This is a genomic window from Roseateles sp. GW821-FHT09G03 (genome assembly GCF_059416045.1).
This window is the reverse complement of sequence record NZ_JBWKOK010000013.1, coordinates 1-22,511: the sequence shown is the minus strand read 5'-3', so window position 1 is coordinate 22,511 and position 22,511 is coordinate 1. Positions and strand designations below refer to the sequence as shown.

General features: G+C 68.9%; 21 protein-coding genes. 10 read left to right on the top strand and 11 right to left on the bottom strand.

Annotated elements, in window-relative coordinates:
- Positions 1 to 23 precede the first annotated feature (23 nt).
- Entirely contained in the window at positions 24 to 1,001 is a 978-nt protein-coding gene (locus AC07OZ_RS28900) for an inositol monophosphatase family protein (protein ID WP_495470467.1), read from the bottom strand.
- Between the two features lie 147 nt (positions 1,002 to 1,148).
- Here AC07OZ_RS28900 and AC07OZ_RS28895 point away from each other — a divergent pair, with 147 nt between their 5' ends.
- A complete protein-coding gene (locus tag AC07OZ_RS28895; protein ID WP_495470466.1) occupies positions 1,149 to 1,952 on the top strand; it encodes an RNA methyltransferase in 804 nt (267 codons plus the stop codon).
- Between the two features lie 133 nt (positions 1,953 to 2,085).
- Positions 2,086 to 2,853 (top strand): serine O-acetyltransferase, encoded by a 768-nt coding sequence (cysE, locus tag AC07OZ_RS28890; protein ID WP_495470465.1) that lies wholly within the window; start codon positions 2,086 to 2,088, stop codon positions 2,851 to 2,853.
- 95 nt (positions 2,854 to 2,948) lie between these two features.
- Here the strand turns inward: cysE and AC07OZ_RS28885 are convergent, their stop codons facing one another.
- Genes AC07OZ_RS28885 through yjgA form a run of 3 tightly spaced genes read right to left on the bottom strand, consistent with a single transcriptional unit; the run spans position 2,949 to position 4,725 of the window.
- Positions 2,949 to 3,452, bottom strand: a complete 504-nt coding sequence (locus AC07OZ_RS28885) for an FKBP-type peptidyl-prolyl cis-trans isomerase (RefSeq protein WP_331617172.1) — start codon at positions 3,450 to 3,452, stop codon at positions 2,949 to 2,951.
- Positions 3,453 to 3,509: 57 nt separating this feature from the next.
- Complete coding sequence (mog, locus tag AC07OZ_RS28880) at positions 3,510 to 4,130, bottom strand: molybdopterin adenylyltransferase (protein ID WP_495470464.1); 621 nt, start codon at positions 4,128 to 4,130, stop codon at positions 3,510 to 3,512.
- Positions 4,123 to 4,725, bottom strand: a complete 603-nt coding sequence (yjgA, locus tag AC07OZ_RS28875; RefSeq protein ID WP_495470463.1) for a ribosome biogenesis factor YjgA — start codon at positions 4,723 to 4,725, stop codon at positions 4,123 to 4,125. The genes mog and yjgA overlap by 8 nt, the downstream gene beginning before the upstream one ends.
- Before the next feature lie 121 nt (positions 4,726 to 4,846).
- On the opposite strand from yjgA, the gene pmbA reads away from it, so the two are divergent.
- The 3 genes from pmbA to AC07OZ_RS28860 all read left to right on the top strand — a co-directional run bounded on the left by pmbA (position 4,847) and on the right by AC07OZ_RS28860 (position 7,954).
- Positions 4,847 to 6,214, top strand: a complete 1,368-nt coding sequence (gene pmbA / locus AC07OZ_RS28870; RefSeq protein ID WP_495470462.1) for a metalloprotease PmbA — start codon at positions 4,847 to 4,849, stop codon at positions 6,212 to 6,214.
- Positions 6,215 to 6,321: 107 nt separating this feature from the next.
- Positions 6,322 to 7,404 (top strand): TRAP transporter substrate-binding protein, encoded by a 1,083-nt coding sequence (locus AC07OZ_RS28865; protein WP_495470461.1) that lies wholly within the window; start codon positions 6,322 to 6,324, stop codon positions 7,402 to 7,404.
- A gap of 163 nt (positions 7,405 to 7,567) precedes the next feature.
- Complete coding sequence (locus AC07OZ_RS28860) at positions 7,568 to 7,954, top strand: hypothetical protein (RefSeq protein WP_495470460.1); 387 nt, start codon at positions 7,568 to 7,570, stop codon at positions 7,952 to 7,954.
- Positions 7,955 to 7,986: 32 nt separating this feature from the next.
- Here the strand turns inward: AC07OZ_RS28860 and AC07OZ_RS28855 are convergent, their stop codons facing one another.
- Genes AC07OZ_RS28855 through AC07OZ_RS28840 form a run of 4 tightly spaced genes read right to left on the bottom strand, consistent with a single transcriptional unit; the run spans position 7,987 to position 13,514 of the window.
- Positions 7,987 to 9,984: an ATP-binding response regulator gene (locus tag AC07OZ_RS28855; protein ID WP_495470459.1), complete on the bottom strand. Its 1,998-nt coding sequence runs from the start codon at positions 9,982 to 9,984 to the stop codon at positions 7,987 to 7,989.
- A 3-nt stretch (positions 9,985 to 9,987) separates the two neighbouring features.
- Positions 9,988 to 10,446, bottom strand: a complete 459-nt coding sequence (locus tag AC07OZ_RS28850; protein ID WP_377155894.1) for a response regulator — start codon at positions 10,444 to 10,446, stop codon at positions 9,988 to 9,990.
- A gap of 21 nt (positions 10,447 to 10,467) precedes the next feature.
- Positions 10,468 to 12,837: an ATP-binding protein gene (locus tag AC07OZ_RS28845; protein WP_495470458.1), complete on the bottom strand. Its 2,370-nt coding sequence runs from the start codon at positions 12,835 to 12,837 to the stop codon at positions 10,468 to 10,470.
- Positions 12,834 to 13,514, bottom strand: a complete 681-nt coding sequence (locus AC07OZ_RS28840) for a biliverdin-producing heme oxygenase (RefSeq protein ID WP_495470457.1) — start codon at positions 13,512 to 13,514, stop codon at positions 12,834 to 12,836. Before AC07OZ_RS28840 ends, AC07OZ_RS28845 begins: the two co-directional genes overlap by 4 nt.
- Before the next feature lie 307 nt (positions 13,515 to 13,821).
- On the opposite strand from AC07OZ_RS28840, the gene AC07OZ_RS28835 reads away from it, so the two are divergent.
- Positions 13,822 to 14,196: a response regulator gene (locus tag AC07OZ_RS28835; protein WP_495470456.1), complete on the top strand. Its 375-nt coding sequence runs from the start codon at positions 13,822 to 13,824 to the stop codon at positions 14,194 to 14,196.
- A gap of 259 nt (positions 14,197 to 14,455) precedes the next feature.
- On the opposite strand, the gene AC07OZ_RS28830 is transcribed toward AC07OZ_RS28835, so the two are convergent.
- Together AC07OZ_RS28830 and AC07OZ_RS28825 are read right to left on the bottom strand one after the other, a co-directional pair.
- Entirely contained in the window at positions 14,456 to 15,796 is a 1,341-nt protein-coding gene (locus tag AC07OZ_RS28830; RefSeq protein WP_495470455.1) for a sigma-54-dependent transcriptional regulator, read from the bottom strand.
- On the bottom strand, positions 15,789 to 17,675 hold the full coding sequence (locus AC07OZ_RS28825; RefSeq protein WP_495470454.1) for a sensor histidine kinase: 1,887 nt from the start codon (positions 17,673 to 17,675) through the stop codon (positions 15,789 to 15,791). Before AC07OZ_RS28825 ends, AC07OZ_RS28830 begins: the two co-directional genes overlap by 8 nt.
- Positions 17,676 to 17,958: 283 nt before the next feature.
- On the opposite strand from AC07OZ_RS28825, the gene AC07OZ_RS28820 reads away from it, so the two are divergent.
- Genes AC07OZ_RS28820 through AC07OZ_RS28805 form a run of 4 tightly spaced genes read left to right on the top strand, consistent with a single transcriptional unit; the run spans position 17,959 to position 21,581 of the window.
- Positions 17,959 to 18,882, top strand: a complete 924-nt coding sequence (locus AC07OZ_RS28820) for a branched-chain amino acid ABC transporter permease (RefSeq protein ID WP_495470453.1) — start codon at positions 17,959 to 17,961, stop codon at positions 18,880 to 18,882.
- A gap of 10 nt (positions 18,883 to 18,892) precedes the next feature.
- Complete coding sequence (locus tag AC07OZ_RS28815; RefSeq protein ID WP_495470452.1) at positions 18,893 to 20,026, top strand: ABC transporter permease subunit; 1,134 nt, start codon at positions 18,893 to 18,895, stop codon at positions 20,024 to 20,026.
- Positions 20,027 to 20,048: 22 nt separating this feature from the next.
- Positions 20,049 to 20,840 carry an ABC transporter ATP-binding protein gene (locus AC07OZ_RS28810; protein WP_495470451.1) on the top strand — a complete coding sequence of 264 codons (792 nt, stop codon included), beginning with the start codon at positions 20,049 to 20,051 and terminating at the stop codon, positions 20,838 to 20,840.
- Between the two features lie 24 nt (positions 20,841 to 20,864).
- Positions 20,865 to 21,581, top strand: coding sequence for an ABC transporter ATP-binding protein (locus tag AC07OZ_RS28805; protein ID WP_495470450.1), 717 nt, complete (start codon positions 20,865 to 20,867; stop codon positions 21,579 to 21,581).
- 123 nt (positions 21,582 to 21,704) lie between these two features.
- On the opposite strand, the gene AC07OZ_RS28800 is transcribed toward AC07OZ_RS28805, so the two are convergent.
- A complete protein-coding gene (locus AC07OZ_RS28800) occupies positions 21,705 to 22,298 on the bottom strand; it encodes a GNAT family N-acetyltransferase (protein ID WP_495470449.1) in 594 nt (197 codons plus the stop codon).
- Positions 22,299 to 22,511 lie beyond the last annotated feature (213 nt).

Here is a 22,511-nt window from a genome sequence, read left to right as displayed (position 1 = left end):
GATCGTCGGGAATGCCGATGGAATCAGGCTTCCGCGCCGCCGTCGTTCTTCTTGATGCGCACCGGGGCGCGCTTCTTCGGCGCGTCGGTTCCCCCTTCGGTGGTGGCCGCGGCCTTCTTCTTGGGGGCGGGCTTGTCGGTCGGGTCTCCGCCGGCCGCTGCCTCTGCATCGGCGTCCAGCGCGTCCTGCGTGATCACGCGGGTGTAGGGCGCCAGGATCTGGACCAGCGGACCGTAGATGCGCGGCGTGCCGGCGACGATCTCGCGCTGGTGCAGGAAGTCCGGCTCGCCGGTGAAGTTGCCGACCAGGCCGCCCGCTTCCTGGATGATCAGCGAGCCTGCGGCCACGTCCCACGGGTTCAGGCCGGTCTCGAAGAAGCCGTCGTAGTGGCCGGCGGCCACGTAGCACAGGTCCAGCGCGGCCGCGCCCGGACGGCGCACGCCGGCGACCTCGGTCATCACTTCCTCGAACATCTTCAGGTAGCGCTTGAAGTTGTCACCGCGGCGGAACGGGAAGCCCGTGCCGATCAGCGCGTCGCTCATGCGGGTGCGCTTGCTCACGCGGATGCGCTTGTCGTTCAGGTAGGCGCCGCGGCCCTTGGTCGCGTAGAACAGGTCGTTGCGGGTCGGGTCGTACACGACGGCCTGCTGCACGATGTTGCGGTGCGCCAGCGCGATGGACACGCAGTAGAACGGCAGGCCGTGGATGAAGTTGGTCGTGCCGTCCAGCGGGTCGATGATCCACTGGTACTCGGAGTGCTTCGCGCCGTATTCGCGGCCGGATTCTTCGGCCAGGATGCCGTGGTCGGGGTAGGCCTGCAGCAGCGTCTCGATGATCGCCTGCTCGGCGGCCTGGTCCACTTCGGTCACGAAGTCGTTGGGCGACTTGGTGTTGATCTTCAGGATGTCCAGGTCCATCGACGCGCGGTTGATGATCGCGCCGGCGGTACGCGCCGCCTTGATGGCGACGTTGAGCATGGGATGGTGAGCGGCTTGCGTCATGCGGGACGGTTCCTGTGGGAAGTGGACTGGCGAAAGGAAAGAGCGGGCGTCGTACCTTGGGGCAAAACCTCGGGGGCGAATTGAATCGCGAGCGAGAAGGCCGGCGCGGATAATCTTCCATTTTGACACAGACTCGTGGTTTCCCCTATGCCCCCGGCTGACTCCGGCACGACCGCCCTCCCTCCGACGTCGGATCCGACACGCTTCGTGCTCATCGAGACCAGCCACCCCGGCAACGTCGGCTCGACCGCGCGGGCGATGAAGGTGATGGGCTTCCGCGACCTGGTGCTGGTGCGACCGCGCTTCGCCGACGTGCTGAGCCAGGAGGAGACGGTCGCCATGGCCAGCGGCGCGGCCGACATCCTGGCCCGCGCGCGTATCGTGGATCGCGTCGAGGACGCGCTCGACGGCTGCACCTTCGTCTGTGCCACGGCGATGACGCCGAGAGACTTCGGGCCGCCGACGCGCGAGCCGAGATCGCTCTTCGCCGAGTTGGCGCGGGGGGAGCCGAGCCCCCATCAGGTGGCCTTCCTTTTCGGGTCCGAGCGCTACGGCATGAGCAACGAGGACGTGTACCGCGCGCATGCGGTGCTGTCGATCCCGACGCATCCGGAGTACGGCTCGCTGAACCTCGCGCAGGCGGTGCAGTTGATCTCCTACGACTGGCGACAGGCGCTGGGCGGCTTCGCGGTGGAGGCGCGTACCGCGGATCCGCAGCTCGCCGATGCACAGGCGGTGCAAGGCCTGCTGACGCACCTTGAAAGCAGCCTCGTGCATCTCGGCTATCTCGACCCGGCGTCGCCCAAGAAGCTGATGCCGCGGCTGAATCAGCTCTTCAACCGTGCGGGGCTGACGAAGGAAGAGATCCACATCCTGCGCGGCATCGCCCGGGCGATCGAGAAGACCCACCCCGCCGCCGGCACGCCCCCCGCACTCGGGGGAGACGAGTAGCGCAAGCCTGGCCCAGGGCGTGGCGCCCGCGCGGCAGGCCAGTAAGCCTGCGCGGGGCAAGGTCGGGACCCGCCGCTAAACTGGCCGACCCTCAGCTCCAGCCCCTCGCGGGCTGCCATCGGGTCCCCCCACCATGTTCCAGCGTCTTCGCGAAGACATCGCCTGCATCCTCGAACGCGACCCCGCCGCCCGCTCGGCCTGGGAGGTGCTGACCTGTTACCCGGGTCTGCACGCGCTGGTGGTGCATCGTTGTGCGCACTGGTTCTGGCTGCGTGGTTTCCGCTGGCTGGGGCGCTTTACGTCCCACATCGGCCGTTTCCTGACCGGCATCGAGATCCACCCCGGCGCGACCATCGGCCGGCGTGTGTTCATCGACCACGGCATGGGCGTCGTCATCGGCGAGATGACCGAGATCGGCGACGAGGTCACGATCTACCAGGGCGTGACCCTGGGCGGCACCTCGCTGGTGAAGGGCGCCAAGCGGCACCCGACGCTGGAGCGCGGCGTGATCGTCGGCGCGAACGCCTGCATCCTCGGCGGCTTTACGGTCGGGGAGGGCGCGCGCGTCGGCTCCGGCGCGGTGGTGACCAAGCCGGTCCCGCCGGGCGCGACGGCGGTCGGCAATCCGGCGCGCGTCATCGAGGCCAAGCTCGATGCCAGACGCGAGGAAGCGGCGGCGCGGATGGGCTTCTCGGCCTACGGCGTGACGCAGGGCGATGACCCGGTGGCGCTGGCCATGAAGGGCCTGATCGACAACGCCGCCACTCAGGAGCACCAGATCGCGCTGCTGTGGCAGGCGATCGCGAAACTGTCCGAGCAGGAGCAGACTGATTGCGTGCCGCAGGGCGCGCAGCAGGGCGAGCACTTCGATGCCGCAGAGCTGTCGCGGCTGGTGAAGTGAGCCGCTGATTCACTTCCGCTACGGGCGGAAACGCAGAAGGGCGCCGATGGCGCCCTTCGTTCTTTCGAAACCGCCTCAAAGGGGCCGAGCAGCGCTCAGTGATGGTGCCCGTGCGCGCCGTGCGCGTGGCCGTGCTCGATCTCTTCCTGCGATGCCGCGCGGACGTCCGTGACCTTGACGCTGATCTTCAGGTGCTGGCCGGCCAGCGGGTGGTTGCCGTCCAGGTGCACGGTGTCGCCCTTGACCTTCACGACGGTGAAGACATGGAAGCCGTCGTCGGCCGCCGGCTCTTCCTCGCCCTCCTTGGCCTGGCGGATCTGGATCTGGCCGCCGACCTTCACGCCGGGCGGGAAGTCCTTCTTCGGGATCGTGATCAGCAGGCTCTCGTCGCGCTCGCCGAAGCCGGTCTCGGGCGTCAGCTCGATCGTCGTGGCGAAGCCCTTCTCCTGGCCTTCCAGCGCGGCTTCGACGACCGGCAGCGTGTTGCCGTAGCCGCCGATCAGCAGTGCCATCGGCTCATCGGTCTTCTCGATGATCTGTCCGAGCTTGTTCGCAACCTTCAGTTCGACGGTGGCGATGGTGTCCTTGGTGATCTTCATGGGTGTTGCTTGGTGCGTGCTACTTGTGGAGGCCCCTCGTGGAGGCCGCAGGGGTGGTCAGCCCGGGCGCTTGGGCCGTTGGGCAGTCTTGGGACGGAACGCGGCGCAGACCGCGTCGCGTGTTTCGAGATAGGGGCCGCCGATCAGGTCGATGCAGTACGGCACCGCGGCGAAGATGCCGCTGGCGGCTTCGTGGCCGGCGAGCGTCTCGGCGATCGCCTTGGGCTGGCCGGGCAGGTTGATGATCAGCGCCTGGCCGCGGATCACCGCGACCTGTCGCGACAGGATCGCGGTCGGCACGAAGCGCAGCGAGATCTGCCGCATCTGCTCGCCGAAGCCCGGCATCACGCGGTCGGCGACGTCCATCGTCGCCTCGGGCGTGACGTCGCGGATCGCGGGGCCGGTGCCGCCGGTGGTCAGCACGAGGTCGCAGCGGCTCTCGTCGACGAGCTCGCGCAGCGTGCGCGCGATGAGCTCACGCTCATCGGGAATGAGGCGCGGCTGGAACTCGATCGGATTGATCAGCGCCGAACGCAGCCAGTCCTGCAACGCGGGCAGGCCCTTGTCCTCGTAGACGCCGCTGGAGGCGCGGTCGCTGATCGACACGATGCCGATGCGGACCGGTTCCGGCGGTGCGAGCGCCGCCTCGTCGGCCGCCGGGGCCGCGTGTTCACTCATCGTCATCCTCGCCGGATTCCGCGTCGTCGCCGTCCGCCTCGCCCTTGCCGGCGAGCACATGCCCCTTCACGAACTGGAACAGTTCGCGCCAGGCGCGGCCGTTGCGCTGCTCGGGCGCCTGCGCGCGGTCCTTGCGGGCGGCGCGGATCAGGCTGCGCAGCTGCTGGGTGTCGACGTCGTCGAAGGCGTCGAGGAAGCCCTGCAGCGCGCTGTCTTCCTCGACGAGGCGCACGCGCCAGCGCTCGGCCTGGTGCAGCTCGAGCGAGTCCTGCGCGCGGCCGAGCTTGAACTCGGCGACGGCTTCGCGGATCGGCTCGGGGTCGACCTGGCGCATCAGCTTGCCGATCAGCTGCAGGTGGCGCTTCTTGCCGCTGCGCGCGGTGCTGGCGACGATGCGCCGGCCTTCCTTGATCGCGTCGAGCAGCGATTCAGGCAGGTCGAGCGCGGCCACGCGCTTCTCGGGCAGCGTGAGCAGTTCTTCGCCCAGCGCCTGCAGCGCGTCCATGTCGCGCTTGAGCTGGCTTTTGCTGGGGCGGTCGTCTTCGAGGTCGTCGAAGTCCGCGCGGTCGTCGTGGTCGTCGTGATCGGCGTTCATGAGAGGGAGAAAGCGAGAAGCCCCGACCGGAAGGGCGGGGCACAGCGCCCGTATGATAGTCGCCACCCCGCCGCGGCCTCGGATTCCCCCAGGCCGCGCTGCTTTCAAAGAGACCGCATTCATGAGTCAAGCCGAGCAAGGATTCGCCTACAGCCAGGACCATTTCCGCCAGTTGATCGAGGACGTCCTGGCCGAAGCCAAACGCCAGGGCGCCAGCGACGCCGGCGCGGAAGTGTCCGAGGGCAGCGGCATGTCCGTGTCGGTGCGGCGCGGCCAGCTGGAGAACGTCGAGCGCAACCGCGACAAGTCGCTGGGCATTTCGGTCTACCTGGGCCAGCGCAGAGGCAACGCGAGCACCTCCGACTTCTCGCCGCAGGCGTTGAAGGACACGGTCCGTGCGGCCTACGACATCGCCCGCTTCACGGCGGAGGACGAATTCGCCGGCCTGCCCGACGAGCAGGACCTGTCGCTCGACGAAGCGGCGCGGCCGTCGCTGGACCTGTTCCATCCGTGGGCGATCACCGCCGAGCAGGCCGCCGACATCGCGCTGCGCTGCGAGGACGCGGCGCTGAAGACGGACGCGCGCATCACCAATTCGGAAGGCGCGGCGGTCTCGGCGCAGCAGTCGCACTTCTATTCGGGCAACTCGCGCGGCTTCCGCGGCGGCTATGCGAGCTCGCGGCATTCGGTGTCGGTGGCCCCGATCGCCGGCCGCGGCGCCGGCATGGAACGCGACGCCTGGTACAGCTCGATGCGCGACGCGGCGGACCTGTCCTCCGCGGAGGCCATCGGCCGCTACGCCGCCGAGCGTGCGCTTGCGCGGCTCAAGGGCCGCAAGGTCAAGACGGCCAGCGTGCCGGTGCTGTTCGAGGCGCCGGTCGCGGCCGGCCTGCTGGGCGCGCTGGTGCAGGCCACCAGCGGCGGCGCGCTGTATCGCCGCGCCAGCTTCCTGCTCGACAGCCTGGACCAGCAGATCCTGTCGCCGCACGTCGAGGTGGTCGAGGATCCGCACATCGTCAAGGGCAAGGGCAGCTCGCCCTTCGATGACGAAGGCGTGGTCACCAAGGCCCGCACCGTGGTCGATGCGGGCGTGCTGAAGGGCTACTTCCTGTCGACCTACTCGGCACGCAAGCTGGGCCTGCGCACGACGGGCCACGCGGGCGGTTCGCACAACCTGACGATGCGCAGCAAGGCGACGGCGCCCGGCGACGACCTGCCGACGATGCTGCGCCGCCTCGGCACCGGCCTGTTCGTGACCGAGCTGATGGGGCAGGGCGTCAACTACGTGACCGGCGACTACTCGCGCGGCGCGAGCGGCTACTGGGTCGAGAACGGCGTCATCGCCTTCCCGGTCAACGAGATCACGATCGCGGGCAACGTCAAGGAGATGTTCAAGCAGATCGTGGGCATCGGCGCCGACACCTACACGCTGGGCAGCAAGACGGTGGGCTCCATCCTGCTGGAGAACATGAAGCTCGCCGGGGCCTGAGTCCTCCCCGGGCTTGTCAGGTTGACGCCAGCCCGGCGGTAGTTAATCCTGCTTTCGCTCAAGGGCGCCCGTAGAGGGCGCCCCATACCAACGAAACAGGAGACTTCATGGAGCGTCGTTCGTTCGTCAAGAATGCCGGCCTGGCCGGCGTGCTGGCCGCGGGTGCGGCACCGGCCATCGTGCATGCGCAGGCCAACATCCGGTGGCGGATGGCGTCGAGCTTCCCCAAGCAGCTCGACACGATCTACGGCGGCGGCGAGGTCTTCGCCAAGAAGGTCAGCGAGCTCAGCGGCGGCAAGTTCCAGATCAGCGTGCACGCGGGCGGCGAGCTGATGCCGGCCTTCGGCGTGGTCGACGGCGTGCAGAACGCGACGGTCGAGATCGCGCACACGGTGCCGTACTACTTCTTCGGCAAGGACGAGACCTTCGCGATCGGCGCGTCCATCCCGTTCGGATTGAACTCGCGGCAGATGACGGCGTGGACCTTCCACGGCAACGGTCTGAAGCTGATGCGCGAGTTCTACCGGAACTACAACATCATCAACTTCCCCGGCGGCAACACCGGCGCGCAGATGGCGGGCTGGTACCGCAAGGAGATCAAGTCGGCGGCGGACTTCAAGGGCTTGAAGTTCCGCATCGGCGGCTTCGCGGGCCGGGTGATCGAGCGCATGGGCGGCGTGCCGCAGAACCTGCCGGGCGGCGAGCTGTATTCCGCGCTGGAGAAGGGCACGATCGACGCGGCGGAATGGGTCGGCCCGTACGACGACCTGAAGCTGGGCTTCAACAAGGTTGCGCCGTTCTACTACTACCCCGGTTGGTGGGAGGGCGGCCCGCAGGTCGACTTCTTCATCAACACCAAGGCCTACGAAGCGCTGTCGCCCGAATACAAGGCGATCGTCGAGGCGGCGTCCGCGTATGTGCACGTGGACATGCAGGCCAAGTACGACGTGCTGAACCCGCAGGCGCTCAAGCAGCTGGTGGCGGCCAAGACCAAGCTGATGCGCTTCCCGAAGGACACGATGGACCTGGCGTTCAAGGAGTCGATGGCGCTGTACGCGGAGCTGTCGGCGAAGAACCCGAACTGGAAGAAGGTCTACGAGGATTACGCCAACTTCCGGCGTGACCAGAACCTGTGGTTCCGCTTCGCGGAAGCGGGCTTCGACGACTACATGCAGTCGCAGCGGTTCTGATCGGGATCGACGTCCGGACCGACATCCGCACCAAGTTCCGCTGAATGCGGGCCGCGCTTCGACAAGGGGCGCGGCCCGTTCCGCTTGTGGGGTGTCTGTGCGACGAGGGCCGGGTCAGCGGCGTCACAATCGGTCCTCGATCAAACGGCATCAGGATGAGTTCATGAACCAGGAAACGCAGTCGCTGGAAGCGCTCCTCAAAGCCCTTCGCGTGCTGCTCACGGTGGTGCTGACGCTGGTCGTCATCGCCGTCATCTGCTTCCGGCTCTTCGCCTACACCTTCACGTATGCGTCGCCGCCGTTCTGGGCGCTCGTGCCGGCGGGCGTGCTGGCGGGTCTGCTGATCGTGCGGCTTGTGCCGCAACGGATGCGCCGTGTTGGCGCGGTGCTGCTGCTGGTGCTCTACGCGCTCAGCATCGCCTTCTTCGGCTGGCGCCATGTCATGGAGCTGTACGCGTCGGACGGTCCCTATGCCTTCGATCTCTTCGAAGCGGTGTTGATCGTCCTGCTGGCCGTGCCTAGCCTGGTACGGCCGAGATCCACGTTCTGAGTTCGAGCAGCACTGGTCCGTGGCGCTGACGCTCAGTCCGCTCCCGCTTTGCGCCCCAACGCCACCTGGATCGCACGCGTCAGCGCCGCCAATTCGATCGGCTTCGCCACATAGCCCTGGAACCCTGCAGAGAGACCTTCCTGCCGATCCGCGACCATCGCGAATGCCGTCAGCGCCACTGCCGGCAATTGCTCCGGACTGCCTCCCGGCAGCTGCCGCACCGCGCGGATCAGCGAGCGTCCGTCCATCTCCGGCATCCCGATGTCAGACACCAGCAGGTCATAGCGCTCTTCGCCTTCCTCGAGCCGCGACAGCACCTCCGCCGCGCTCGTCGCCACGCTGACCTTCGCGCCCAGGCGGCTCAGCGCCACCTGGCCGACCTCGCGCGCGTCCTCCTCGTCGTCGACGAGCAGCACCCGCACGCCCGACAGCGTGTCTTCCGACAGGTCCACCGGTTCGGCGCACGGCGGCGGCGCCAGGGCCTGGTCCTTCAGCATCGGCAGGCGCAGTTCGAAGACCGCGCCGCCGCCCGGTCCCGGGCTGTCGGCGCAGATGCGGCCCTGATGCAGCTCCGCGATCGCGCGCGCGATCGCCAGGCCCAGGCCCAGGCCGCCGACCTTGCGCGTCTTGGAGCCGTCCTCCTGCCGCAACCGGTCGAAGACGAAGGGCAGGAACTCTGGCGAGATGCCGCGTCCCGTGTCCCGCACGCGCAGCAGCGCGCAGCCTTCGGCATCGACCTCGACCTGCACGTCGACGCTGCCGCCGCTTTCAGTGAACTTGATGGCGTTGCCGATCAGGTTCGTCAATACCTGCGACAGGCGCTGCGCATCGCCCGCGATCCACACCGGCGCCGCCGCATGGCAGTTCAGCGCCACGCCCTTGCCCTGCGCCTCGTGCAGCGCGCCCAGCACCGAGTCCGAAGCCAGCGCCGACAGGTCCATCGGCGTCGTCTGCAGCATCAGCTTGCCGGCCACGACCGCGCTCATGTCGAGCAGGTCGTTGATCATCCGCGCCTGCAGCTGCGCGTTGCGCCGGATCACCGTCGCCGCCTTGCCCAGCAGCGGATGCGCGTCCGAGAAATTGTTCAGGATGTCCGCCCACCCCGTGATCGCGCTCAGCGGCGAGCGCAGTTCGTGCGACAGCACCGCGAGGAACTGGTCCTTGAGCTCGTTGGCGCGCTCCGCCTCTTCCTTGCCCTGTCGCAACGCCTGTTGCGCCTCGTAGGCCGGCGTCGTGTCCTTGATGATCTTGGAGAAGCCCGTCGTCGCGCCCGCCGCGCTGAACAGCGGCGTCACCACGCCTTCGGCGCGCAGCCGCGTGCCGTCCTGCCGCATCAGCCAGCGGTCGTCGCGCGCCGCGCCCTGCGTCAGCGCGAGCGCCAGCTCGTTCTCCAGCACGCCCGCCGCGCGGTCTTCCGGCGTCAGCAGGATCTCCGCCGACATGCCGCGCACGGCGTCCAGCGCATGGCCGAAGATCGTCCCCGCCGCGCGGTTCCAGTCCCTGATGCGGCCCTCGGTGTCCAGCAGGATCACCGCGTGGTCCTGCAGCGAATCGACCACGCGCGCGTACAGCGCGTCGGCCTCGCGCAGCTGCGCCTCGACCTGGATCTGCGCCTCGCGCTGGCGCACCTCACGCAACGCGCGGTCGATCGCGACCGGCAGCCGCGTCAGCCGGCCCTTCATCACGTAGTCGGTGGCGCCGCGCTTGAGCAGCTCCACCGTGTTCTCCTCGCCGATCACGCCGGACACGAAGATGAACGGCGTCCCCGGCACCAGCCGCTGCGCCAGCGTCAGCGCCTCCGCGCCGGTGAAGCCCGGCAACTGGTAGTCGGACAGGATCAGGTCGAAGCGCTGCGTCTCCAGCGCGCCCAGCAGTTGCGGCTCGTCCTTCACCCAGGTCACCCGCGCGCGCGGATGGGTCGTCTCCAGCGACGCGAGCAGCAGCTCGGCATCGAAGGTCGAGTCCTCCAGCAGCAGGATCTCCAGCGGCGGCGAGCCCGCTTCGCTGGGCGGCAAGGACGAATCAGTCATGGTTCATTCGTAGCGGCGCGTGGCGCGCAGCGATCCGGGCGGCGGCTCGTTGAGCACGGCCCAGAACACCCCCAGGTCCGCGATCGCCGCGACGAACTGCTTGAACTCCACCGGCTTCACGACATACGCGTTCACGCCCAGTTCATAGCTGTGCACCACGTCCGACTCGGTCTGCGACGAGGTCAGCATCACCACCGGGATGCTCTTCAAGCGCTCCGTGGCGCGGACCGCCTTCAGCACTTCCAGCCCGTTCACCTTCGGCAGCTTCAGGTCGAGCAGGATCACCGCCGGATTGCCCTCGGCGCGGTCCGCGTGGACACCCTCGCGGTTCAGGTAGTCCAGCGCCTCGGCGCCGTCGCGCACGATGATCACTTCGTTGGCGAGCTGGCTGCGTTCCAGGGCGACCAGCGTCAGTTCGAGGTCGCGGGCGTCGTCTTCAACAAGCAGGATGGGCTTGAGCATGGCGTTCGGGGGAGTGCGGGGTCAGAAAAGGGTGGTGTCGGTCCGCGCGGGCTGCTCGGAGGCGCCCGGGACAGTGCCGGCAGGGAGGAGGGCGCCCGGAGGGACGGAGGTGGCGGAGAGGGGGGAGGGAGCGGCGGATTCGGCCGACTGCGCTTCTTGCATCGCGCGCGTCGGCAGGGTGAAGCGGAAACGCGCGCCGCGGTCGGCCTCGCCCCAGGCCTCGACCTGGCCGCCGTGCCGCTCGACGATGCGGCGCACGCTCGCCAGGCCGATGCCGGTGCCTTCGAAGGACTCGCTCTGGTGCAGCCGCTGGAACACGCCGAACAGCTTGTTCACGTACTTCATCTGGAAGCCGACGCCGTTGTCCGCGATGCTCAGGCCGACACCGTCCTCGGTGTCGATGCCGGCGATCTCGATGCGCGCCGGATCGCGCGGCCGCGTGTACTTGACGGCGTTGGTCACCAGGTTGCGGACGGCCACCTGCAGCAGCACCGGATCGCCCCACAGCCGCGGCAGCGGGCGCTGCACGGTCCACTCGATGCGGCGGTCCTTGTTCAGCGTGTTCTGTTCCGCGATCAGGTCGTCGATCAGGTGGCCCGTGTTGATCGAGCCATGCTTGATCGCCGAGCGTCCCATGCGCGAGAAGTCCAGCAGCGCGTCCACCAGCTGGCCGGCGTGCGCAGAGGCCTCCTTCACATGCGCCAGGTAGCGGCGCGAGCGCTCGGACAGCGCGCCGCCTTCCATCTCCAGCACCAGGTCGACGAAGCCCGCGATGTGGCGCATCGGCGCGCGCAGGTCGTGCGACACGGTGTAGGAGAAGGCTTCCAGCTCCTTGTTGACGCGGCCGAGTTCCATCGCGACCTCGGCCATTTCCTCGGCGCGCCGCAGCACGATGCCGATCAACGCCTGCCGCAGTTCCTGCACCGCGTGGATCTCGCCCGGCGTCCAGGGCAGGGACCGGCCGCTGACCTGCTGCTTCCAGCTCGCGAAGCTGCGGCGCGGATGCAGGCGCGAGTCCTGGCCGGTGGCCGATTCCTTGCGCGGATCGCCGGCCCAGACGATGGTCTGCACGATCTCCGGCCGGAACCAGACGATGTGATGCCGGTGCAGCTTGGAGATCGAGATCGCCAGCAGCCCCGCCGTCGGTCCGAGCGGATGGCCCGTCTCGTTGCCGAGCGCGGCCGCGTCCACCGGCAGCCGGTCGCTGTGCCAGACCTGGTCGACGCGGTTGCCCAGCCACTGGCCGAGTGCCAGCAGCGTGGCGTGGTCCGGCGTCTCGCCGACCGCCCAGCAGCTGTCGTTGAGGATCACCGCCGCGCCCGTCGCGCGCGCGAGCCGCAGCAGCGGCCCGGGCTCTTCGACCAGGCGCTGCAGCGTGGCATCGCTGTCGGACAGGTGCGAGACGATGGCCAGCGTCAGCTGCCGCAGCCGCAATTGCTCGGTGACCTGCTCGTTCTCTTCCTTGGCCTCGATCTGCAGCGACAGCAACTGGCCCAGGTGCTCGCAGGCCATGCGCGTCTGCCAGGACAGCTGACGCGGATCGTGGTCATGGCAGGACACCAGGCCCCACAGCTTGCCGCCCACGATGATGGACACCGACATCGACGCCAGCGTCCTCATGTTGCGCATGTATTCGAGATGCACTGGCGACACGCTGCGCAGCGCGGCCTGCGACAGGTCCAGCGCCGTCCCGTCGCGCCCGTCGACGAAGCGCACCGGCACCGGCTCGTAGTGCGCGTCGGCGATCAGCCGGATGTGGTTGATGCGGTAGAGCTCGCGCGCCTGCGGCGGAATGTCCGAGCCGGGGAATCGATGGCCCGCATACGCGTCGTAGCCCGGATCGATCGCTTCGGCGAGCACCTCGCCATGGCCGTCCGTATCGAAGCGATAGGCCAGGCAACGGCCGAAGCCCGTCAGCCGCTTCATCTCCGCGACCACGACGCGGCAGAGCTCCGTCACCGCGGCGGTGCGCTGCATCATCGGCACGAGGTGGCGCGCCAGGCTGTAGATCGGCGCGCGGTTGCCGGCGTCCTCGGCGTCGGATTCGAGTTCCAGGTAGGCGAGCCCGCCGATCCGATGGCCCGACACGTGCAGGCGGCGCCCACCGATCGTCAGCGTGCCGCAAGACACGGGGCCTTCGCCGTCGACCAGCCCCGGGCGCACGCCGCTGACCGCGTCCAGCGCGCCCTCGATGTGCGCGGGCAGCATCTCCGGGGTCGACGACAACAGCGCTGCCCAGTTCTCGCTGAACGCGACCAGGCTGCCGTTGCGCCAGTCCACCGCCGCCAGCCAGCCGTGCGGCTGGATCGCGCCGGGCACGCGGATCGGCTCGCTCGCGCACTGAGCGATCTGCAGATCCGACGGGGAAGACGCCAGCGTGTCGGTGTTCATGAGGCCCTCGGCGGCGCCGCGGCAACGGCGGGTGCGTGGGACGCCGCCATCGTGTCCGGCGCATCGACCGGTCCGAAGGTCGCGATCAGCGCCCGGAAGGTATCCACCGCCGCGCGACAGGCGGCGGCGCGATCGTCTTCATCGCCGCCGGCCTCCGCCTGGGCGAGCTGGCGGAACTCCCGCCACATCGCACCCGTCCGGGCGCCGAAGCCGTGGAAGTAGGCCGTGCCGTGCTCGGGGGTCAGGCCGTGCGTGGCGAGCAGTTTCGGCGTCAGCACCTGCCCGCCGAGCGCCGAGCCCTCGATGACGTACAGCGATCCGATCGCCGCCGCCGGCGAATCCAACCGAAGGCCGTGCTGCGCCGCGAGGGCCGAGGCGCGCATCGCGCCGTCCGCGGGATCCGCGGGCAGCTCCAGCGCGGCCAGGTCGCGCGCGGCGAACGGCGATCGCACCCGGGCGTCGAACCAGGGGTGCAGGCGCTCGGGCAGGGCGTGCCGCACGCGTTGCTCCCACAGCTGCAGGAACTCGTGGAAGCCCCGCAGGATGCGTCCGTAGCGCATGAGCGGCATCGGCGACTCCAGGCGCAGCAGGGCCTCGATGTCGTCGTGCAGCGGCCCGGTGCTGCGGCGCAGGCGGGGGAGCAGGTCGGTGTCGATCGTCGCGTCGGTCGTCGTCATGAAGCTCGGGCAGGCGGGGCGAAAGCGCACGCCGGATCGGGGCGTGGCAGGTCTTGCCGCAGCCCCTCTCCGCGAAGGCGCGGATTATGGTCAGAAAGGCGCAGGGCAAACATCCGTCCCGCCCCCTACGGACGAGGGGGGCGGCGCGGGTTCGAGAAGCCGGACAGAATGCCGGACCGTCCTCCAGAGGAAGGGATGCGGGGGGAGGCACGCCATTTGCCGGATCTCCCAATCGCACGCCCGACGCGCGTCGGCCATGCCGCGCGCGCCGGCCCTTCTTCGTGGACCTCTTGCCGCAGGGTTTGCCATGCTCCCCCACGCCGTCGTCGTCGACGACAACCTCGAGTCCAGTGAAACGCTGGGCATCCTCCTTGAACTGGAGGGCTACTCCGCCGCCACCGCCGGGACCTTGCGCGAGGCGCGCCAGCGCATCGCCGAGCACCGGCCGGACGTCCTGATATTGGACCGTGCGCTGCCGGACGGGCAGGGCATGGATTTCCTGACCGAAGCGCTGCTGCAGGGCCCGATGACGGTCGTCATGCTGACGGGCACGTCGGATCCGGGTGATGCTGCGGAGGCGATCCGCCGCGGCGCCAGCGCCTACCTGGTCAAGCCTGCGACGATCGATCAGTTGAAGGCGGTGCTGGACGCCGCGCCGCACGGCTCACGCCAGGCCGCCTGAACCTGAACCTGAACCTGAACCTGAACCAAAAGCAGCATCCGCTTCCCCCGAAGTCCTCGGTGCGGTGCCGTTGAAGGGCGGCGTTGTGTCGGTGTATGGGGGAAGGGTTTTCGCGGCGGAGCCGGGAAAATCTTTCTCCCATACGGACCCAGAGAGGGGGAAGGAAGGGGGCCTCCGTACTTCCGCCGCCGCTGGCCCTCACCCCAGCCCTCTCCCGCAAGCGGGAGAGGGAGTAAGAGGGGGCGCGCTCAGCGGGGGCTCAGCGGAAATCGTCGAGCTGGATCCCGTGGCGGTGCAGCTTGTCGTAGAGCGTCTTGCGTGGGGTGCCGAGCAGCTCCATCGCCGCCGGCACCTTGCCGCCTGAGCGGCGCAGTGCCTGCTCGATGAGCGCCTTCTCGACCATCTCCATCTGACGCGCCAGCGCCAGGTTGGGCACGGCCTGGATCGCGGCCGAGGAGTCGAGGTCGTCGAGCGCCAGCACGAAGCGGTCGGCCGCGTTGCGGATCTCGCGCACGTTGCCCGGCCAGTCGTGCGCCATCAGTTCGCGCAGCTTCTCGGGCGTGAGCTCGGGCGCTTCGCGCTCATAGCGCTTGCAGGCCTGGGCGACGAAGTGCTCGAACAGCAGCGGAATATCCTCGCGGCGCTCGCGCAGCGGCGGCAGCACCAGCGTGGCGATGTTGAGCCGGTAGTAGAGGTCGCTGCGGAACTGCCCGCGCTCGCCCATCTCCTTCAGGTCGGCCTTGCTGGCCGCGATGAAGCGGACGTTGATGACCTGCTCCTCGTTCGAGCCGAGCCGCTCCACGCGACGTTCCTGCAGCACGCGCAGCAGCTTGATCTGCAGCGCGACCGGCATGGTCTCGATCTCGTCGAGCAGCAGTGTGCCGCCGTTGGCGTGTTCGATCTTGCCGATGCGGCGCTTGCCCGCCGAGGTGAACGCGCCGGACTCGTGGCCGAAGAGCTCGCTCTCGAACAGCGCCTCGGGCAGACCGCCGCAGTTGATCGCGACGAAATTGCGGTCGCGCCGTGGGCTCTGGTCGTGCAGGCAGCGTGCCACCAGCTCCTTGCCCGTGCCGGTCTCGCCGAGGATCATCACGTCGGCCGAGGTCGAGGCCAGGTTGAGCACCTGGCGCCGCAACTGCTGCATCGCCGCCGACTTGCCCAGCAGCGCCGCCTCGATGCCGCTGGCCGCCGACAGCTGCGCGCGCAGCTCGTCGGCCGAATGGCGGATCAGGCGCAGATCCAGCGCCCGCCGCGCCGTGTCCAGCAGCCGCTCGGGCGCGAAGGGCTTCTCGATGAAATCGTAGGCGCCGCTGCGCATCGCCTGCACGGCCATGTTCACGTCGCCGTGCGCGGTGATCAGGATCACCGGGATCCGCGGATCGGTCGCCTGCACGTGCGCCAGCAGCGCGCGGCCGTCCATGCCTGGCAGGCGCACGTCGGTGATGACGATGACCTGCGCCCCGGGTTGCACGTGCGGCAGCGCCTCCTCGGCCGAGCGGCAGGGCAGCACGGCCAGCCCCTCGAGTTCCAGCGTCTGGGTCAGGCTGACCCGCACCGGCAGGTCGTCCTCGACGAACACGACCTTGTAGCCCTCAAACATGCTGCCCCTCCTCGGCCTGCCAGGTGTCGACCTCCAGGTCGAACTCGAAACACATGCCATGGTCCAGGCGGTGCGCGCGAAGTGCACCGCCGAACTCGTGGACGATTTTTGAAGAGATCACCAGCCCCAGCCCCAGGCCCTCGCCGGCGGGCTTGGTGGTGAAGAACGGCTCGAACAGCCGCGGCAGCAGCGATTCGCTGAGCCCCGGTCCGGTGTCCAGCACCTGCACGCGCACGCGCCGGCCATCGTCCGCCGGCACGGCCGCGACGCGCAGGCGCCGCTCATGGCCGTCATGCGGAGGCTCCGACGCGATCGCATCGATGCCGTTGGCCAGCAGGTTCACGAGCACCTGCTCCAGCCGGTTGGATTCGGCGCTGACGCGCAGCCCCGGCGGCACGTCGACCTCGACGGGCAGGTCCAACTGGCGCGTGCGATGTTCCAGCAGCAGCCGCGCGTTGTTCACGCTCGCCAGCAGCGACACCGCCGTGCGCGCGGGCTCCGCCTTGCGGGCGAAGCTCTTGAGCTGGCGCGTGATCTGACCCATCCGCTCGACCATGTCGTCCATCGTCTGCAGGTTGTCCGCGACCGCTTGCGTGCGGCCGGCCTCCAGCAACCTCTGCGAATTCCGTGCCAGCGCGCGCAGCGCCGTCAACGGCTGGTTCACTTCATGGGAGAGACCCGCCGACATCTGCCCCAGCACCGCCAGTTTGCTGGTCTGCAGCAGCTCGCCCTCGGCTTGCCGGCGTTGCGCGATCTGGTCCAGCAGTTCCTCGTTGGTCTGGCGGAGTTCCGCCGTGCGCTCGTCGACGATGAGCTCCAGTTGCGCATGCGCGTTCTGCAATTCGGTCTTCGCGTGGAAGAGCTGCCGCAGCGCGCGCCGCCGCGAGGCGAGGTAGAGCAGCAGCATGCCGATCGCCGCGCCGAAGGCCGCGCCGCTCCACGCCGCCAGGCGTGCCTGCCGCCGCACTTCCGAGAGGTCGGACAGCGCGAGCAGCCGCAATCCCAGCGGCAGCAGCTGCCGCTCCTGCGCCAGCAGCGTCGTGCTGGCCGGCGCGGGCGCCCGCACCAGCAGGCTGTTGTAGGCCTCCAGCGCGCCCGGCAGGCCCAGGTCCGGGCCGACCTTCGGATAACGCGCGCTGGCCTGCAGGCGGTCGCGCTCGGACGCGTCGGCGCGGTTCAGCACGGCGTAGCGCCAGTCCTCGACCGAGCTCATGATCACCACGCCCTGGTCGTCCGAGACCAGGATGCGCTCCCCCTGCGAGCGCAGCCCGAGGTCGACCCAGGTCGACTCCAGCGGCGCCAGGTTGAGCTTCACGACGATCACGCCCTGCAGCTGCTGGTTGCGCCGCAGCGGATGCAGCAGGAAGAAGTTGGTCGAACCGCTCAGCCCCGTCTGGCCCGCGTCGGAGGCGAAGAAGTGGTGCCGGTCCTGCTCGATCGCCTGCTGCAGCCGCAGCGGCGGGGTCAGCGGCTCGCTGGCCGCGAGCACGCGGCCGTCCGGATCGGCGACGAAGATCTGCGTCGTCCCCGCGCGCACGTTGACCCGCGCCAGCAGCAGGCTGGCGGCCTTGCGCAGGGCCTCGTCCCCGGGATGCTCGATCAGCCGGGCCACGTCGCCGTCGATGGCCAGCAGGCTGGGCAGATAGGCGTGGCGGCCGAGTTCGGTCTGCAGGTTGGACGCGTAAAGCTCCAGCCGTTCCGTCGCCAGCGCGCTCAGCTGGTCCAGACTGGCGCGTTCGCTGAAGCGGTGGCCCAGCAGCAGGCCCAGCAGCATCAGCACGCCGGTCAGGTACAGGTAGAAGGTCGGCCGGCCGAGGAAGTGCGCCAGCCGCTGGCGGGCCGATGTCGGGGCGAAGGAGGAGGAAGCGACCGAGGGCATGGGAGACGAAAAATCGACGCCCAGTGTGCCCAACTTGGCGCATGCCTTGCACCCGGCGCGGCGGCTTTTTTGTGACTGGCGAGGAATCGCCCGGCTGGCTAGGCGGTTTGTGCGGATTTCCGCACCCCGTTGCGTCGCCGAGACTGGGAACACAACGCCGGCTCGCGCGCACGGATGTCGCCTTGTCGGTGAATACCCTTGAAACGAGGCGCTTGGCACGGGGGTTGCACCCCGAAGCGCCGTCACGCGGTGCGAGCCGCGTCCAACTACACGCTGGGGCCTTATGGAGATACTTTTTCAGCAGATCATCAACGGCCTGGTGCTGGGGAGCATGTATGCCCTCGTCGCACTGGGCTACACGATGGTCTACGGCATCATCAACCTCATCAACTTCGCGCACGGCGACGTGCTGATGGTGGGGGCGCTCGTCAGCTGGACCGTGGTCACGGCGCTGGCGTCGCTGGGCCTGCCCGGCTGGGTGCTGATGCTGGCCGCGCTGCTGTGCGCGGTCGTGGTCTGCACGCTGCTCAACTACACGATCGAGAAGATCGCCTACCGGCCGCTGCGCAGCGCGCCCAGACTCGCGCCGCTGATCACCGCGATGGGCATGTCGCTGCTGCTGCAGACGCTGGCGATGATCATCTGGAAGCCGAACCCCAAGCCCTTCCCGCAGCTGCTGCCGGCCGATCCGATCCACATCGGCGGCGCCGTGATCACGGTGACGCAGATCGTGATCCTGGTGACGACGGTGGTGATCCTGGGCGGCCTGCTGTTCCTGGTGAACCACACGAAGATGGGCCGCGCGATGCGCGCCACTGCGGAGAACCCGCGCGTGGCTTCGCTGATGGGCGTCAAGCCCGACGCGGTGATCTCGCTGACCTTCATCATCGGCGCCGCGCTGGCCGCGGTGGCGGGCCTGATGTGGGCCGCCAACTACGGCACCGCGCAGCACACGATGGGCGTGCTGCCGGGCCTGAAGGCCTTCACCGCCGCGGTGGTGGGCGGCATCGGCAACCTGGCCGGCGCGATGGTCGGCGGGGTGCTGCTGGGCCTGATCGAGGCCATCGGCGCCGGCTACCTCGGCGACTGGACCGGCGGCGTGCTGGGCAGCCACTACTCCGACATCTTCGCCTTCATCGCGCTGATCCTGGTGCTGACGCTGCGGCCGTCCGGCCTGCTGGGCGAACGCGTCGCCGACCGCGCCTGAGGAGCCGCACATGTTCCAGACCAAATCCTCCAAGCTCATCACCTTCCTGATCGCCGGCGTGCTGCTGGTGGTGCTGCCGCTGTTCGCGCAGCAGTTCGGCAACGGCCCGGTCCGCATCATCGACCTGGCCCTGCTGTACGTGCTGCTCGCGCTGGGGCTGAACATCGTCGTCGGTTACGCCGGCCTGCTCGACCTGGGCTACGTCGCGTTCTACGCGGTGGGCGCGTATCTCTTCGCGCTGCTCAACAGTCCGCACCTGGCGGAGAACTTCGAGCACATCGCCGCCGCCTTCCCCAACGGGCTGCATCTGCCGCTGCTGCTGGCGATCGCGCTGGCGGCGCTGCTCGCAGGCCTGTTCGGCGTGCTGCTGGGCGCGCCGACGCTGAAGCTGCGCGGCGACTACCTGGCCATCGTGACGCTGGGCTTCGGCGAGATCATCCGGGTGTTCCTGAACAACATGGAATATCCGCTGAACATCACCAACGGCCCGCGCGGCATCGGCCAGATTGACGGCGTCCATTTCTGGGGCTTCGAGTTCAGCCAGAACCACGAGATCCTCGGCTTCGCCGTCAACTCGGTGTCGATGTACTACTACCTGTTCCTGGCGCTGGTGGTCGGCTCGGTGCTGATCTGCTACCGGCTCGAGAACTCGCGCATCGGCCGCGCCTGGATGGCCATCCGCGAGGACGAGATCGCCGCCAAGGCCATGGGCATCAACACCCGCAACATGAAGCTGCTGGCCTTCGGCATGGGCGCCACCTTCGGCGGCGTGTCGGGCTCGATGTTCGGCGCGTTCCAGGGCTTCGTCTCGCCGGAATCGTTCAGCCTGCAGGAGTCGATCATGATCGTCGCCATGGTGGTGCTGGGCGGAATCGGCCACATCCCGGGCGTGATCCTGGGCGCGCTGCTGCTGGCCGCGCTGCCGGAGGTGCTGCGCTACGTCGCGGGCCCGCTGCAGCAGATGACCGACGGCCGCCTGGACGCGTCCATCCTGCGCCAGCTGCTGGTGGCGCTGGCCATGATCGTGATCATGCTGATCCGTCCGCGCGGCCTGTGGCCGTCGCCGGAACATGGCAAGTCCCGGCCCCTGCCGCCGGGCGCGCAGCCGCCCGCGAATGCCGGCAATGCGATCAACGCCACCTGACCCGCGCCCGGAGCAAGAACCAATGACTGAAACCGTACTGAAAGTGGCCGGCGCCTCCAAGCGCTTCGGCGGCCTGCAGGCGCTGTCGGATGTGGGCATCGAGATCAAGAAGGGCCAGGTCTACGGCCTGATCGGTCCCAACGGCGCCGGCAAGACGACCTTCTTCAACGTGATCACCGGGCTGTACGTGCCGGACGGCGGCACCTTCGAACTCGGCGGCCAGCCCTACAAGCCGCAGGCGGTGCACCAGGTCGCCAAGACCGGCATCGCGCGGACCTTCCAGAACATCCGGCTGTTCGCCGACATGACGGCGCTGGAGAACGTGATGGTCGGGCGCCATGTGCGCACGCATTCGGGCCTGATCGGCGCGGTGCTGCGTACGCCGGGCTTCAAGAAGGAAGAGGCCGAGATCACCGCCCGCGCCCGCGAACTGCTGGACTACGTCGGCATCGGCCGGCACGCCGACTTCAAGGCGCGCACGCTGTCCTACGGCGACCAGCGCCGCCTGGAGATCGCGCGGGCGCTGGCGACCGATCCGAAGCTGATCGCCCTGGACGAGCCCGCCGCCGGCATGAACGCGACCGAGAAGGTCGTGCTGCGCGAGCTGATCGACCGCATCCGCAACGACGGCCGGACCATCCTGCTGATCGAGCACGACGTGAAGCTGGTGATGGGCCTGTGCGACCGCGTGTCGGTGCTGGACTACGGCAAGCAGATCGCCGAAGGCACGCCGGCCGACGTGCAGCGCAACCCCAAGGTGATCGAGGCCTACCTCGGCGCCCACGCGGCGCAAGAAGCTCACGCGGCTCCCTGATCCCGACCCATGGAAATCGAAAAGATGGCAGACAACATCCTCCTCCAGGTCGAAGGCCTCAAGGTCGCGTACGGCGGGATCCAGGCGGTCAAGGGCGTGGACTTCGTGGTGCGCGAGGGCGAGCTCGTCTCGCTGATCGGCGCCAACGGCGCCGGCAAGACGACCACGCTCAAGGCCATCACCGGGCTGCAGCCGCTGAACGTCGGCGACGTGAAGTTCCTCGGCCAGTCGATCAAGGGCCAGGGCGCCTGGAACCTGGCCAAGCAGGGCCTCGTGATGGTCCCCGAAGGCCGCGGCACCTTCACCCGCATGACGATCACCGAGAACCTGCAGATGGGCGCCTTCATCCGCAAGGACAAGGAGATCGAGGCCGACATCGAGAAGGTCTTCGGCCTGTTCCCGCGGCTCAAGGAACGTCGCAACCAGCTCGCCGGCACGATGTCCGGCGGCGAGCAGCAGATGCTGGCCATGGGCCGCGCGCTGATGGCGCGTCCCAAGCTGCTGCTGCTGGACGAGCCGTCGATGGGCCTGTCGCCGATCATGGTCGACAAGATCTTCGAGGTCGTGAACGACATCCACCAGCAGGGCGTGACCGTGCTGCTCGTCGAGCAGAACGCCAGCCGCGCGCTGGAGCTGGCCAACCGCGGCTACGTGATGGAGTCGGGCACGATCACCATGGAAGGCGACGGCAGGACGCTGCTCAACGACCCGAAGGTGCGCGCGGCGTATCTCGGGGAGTGAGCCTCGACGCGGCGCCGGTCACGGCTGGCGCGGCACGATGAGGCGCATGACGACGTGCATGACGACGAAGGGCCCTGCGGGGCCCTTCGTGCTTGGTGGAACCCCTCCGGAGAGGCGTCCTTGTCAGGGCTCGCCGGGACGATCGCGCGGGACCATCGCCAGGTAGTCGTCGATCCGGCCGCCGGCCAGCGGCTTGACCATCACGCGCAGTTCGTTGATGCGCTGCCCCATCGCGAGGCCGTCGCGGCGGCGGACCTCGATGAAACCCTGGCGTTCCCAGAAGCGTTCCGCGCGCTGGTTGCCGACGACGACCCCCAGCCGCACCCACTGGGCGCCGTTGCGCTGCATCCAGCGCTCCAGCTCCCCGTAGATCTCGCGCGCGGCCGGCGAGCCGTGCAGCGACGTCGCGACGATGAACAGACCCACCAGCCAGACCCGGGGTGCCATCAGGTCCGAGACCAGCGAGGCCATCGCGACCAGCTCGCCCGCGTCGTCGGCGTATCCCAGCAGGCGCTTGGCGCTGAAGCTCCAGCCGTCGGGCGGCAGGTCGCGGATCTCTTCGCGGGCCTCGTCGGGACGGGGCGCGGTGCCGTTCACCTGCTCGAAGTACAGCGGATTCCGTTCGTAGAACCGTTGGAGCAGGTCCTCATCGCTGGCCTGGAGTTCGAACACGCGGACATTCGGCAGCAAGGAGGAAGGCGGGAGGGGAATCGGCATCGGCGGGGTCCACGCGCCGGCGCGTCGAGGCGCCGGCCATCGGAAAGATCACCGAGCGTACCAAACGGCGAGGCGGGCGAAACCCCGCGTCTGACTTCCCCCGAAGGTGGGGGACGGGTCTTGCTCCCCGGTGGTCCGGGCGCGGTCGACTTCGAGCAGCAGGCCGACCGCGAGCAGCTCGTGCTGGTCGCCGACATCGGCGGCGGCACCTCC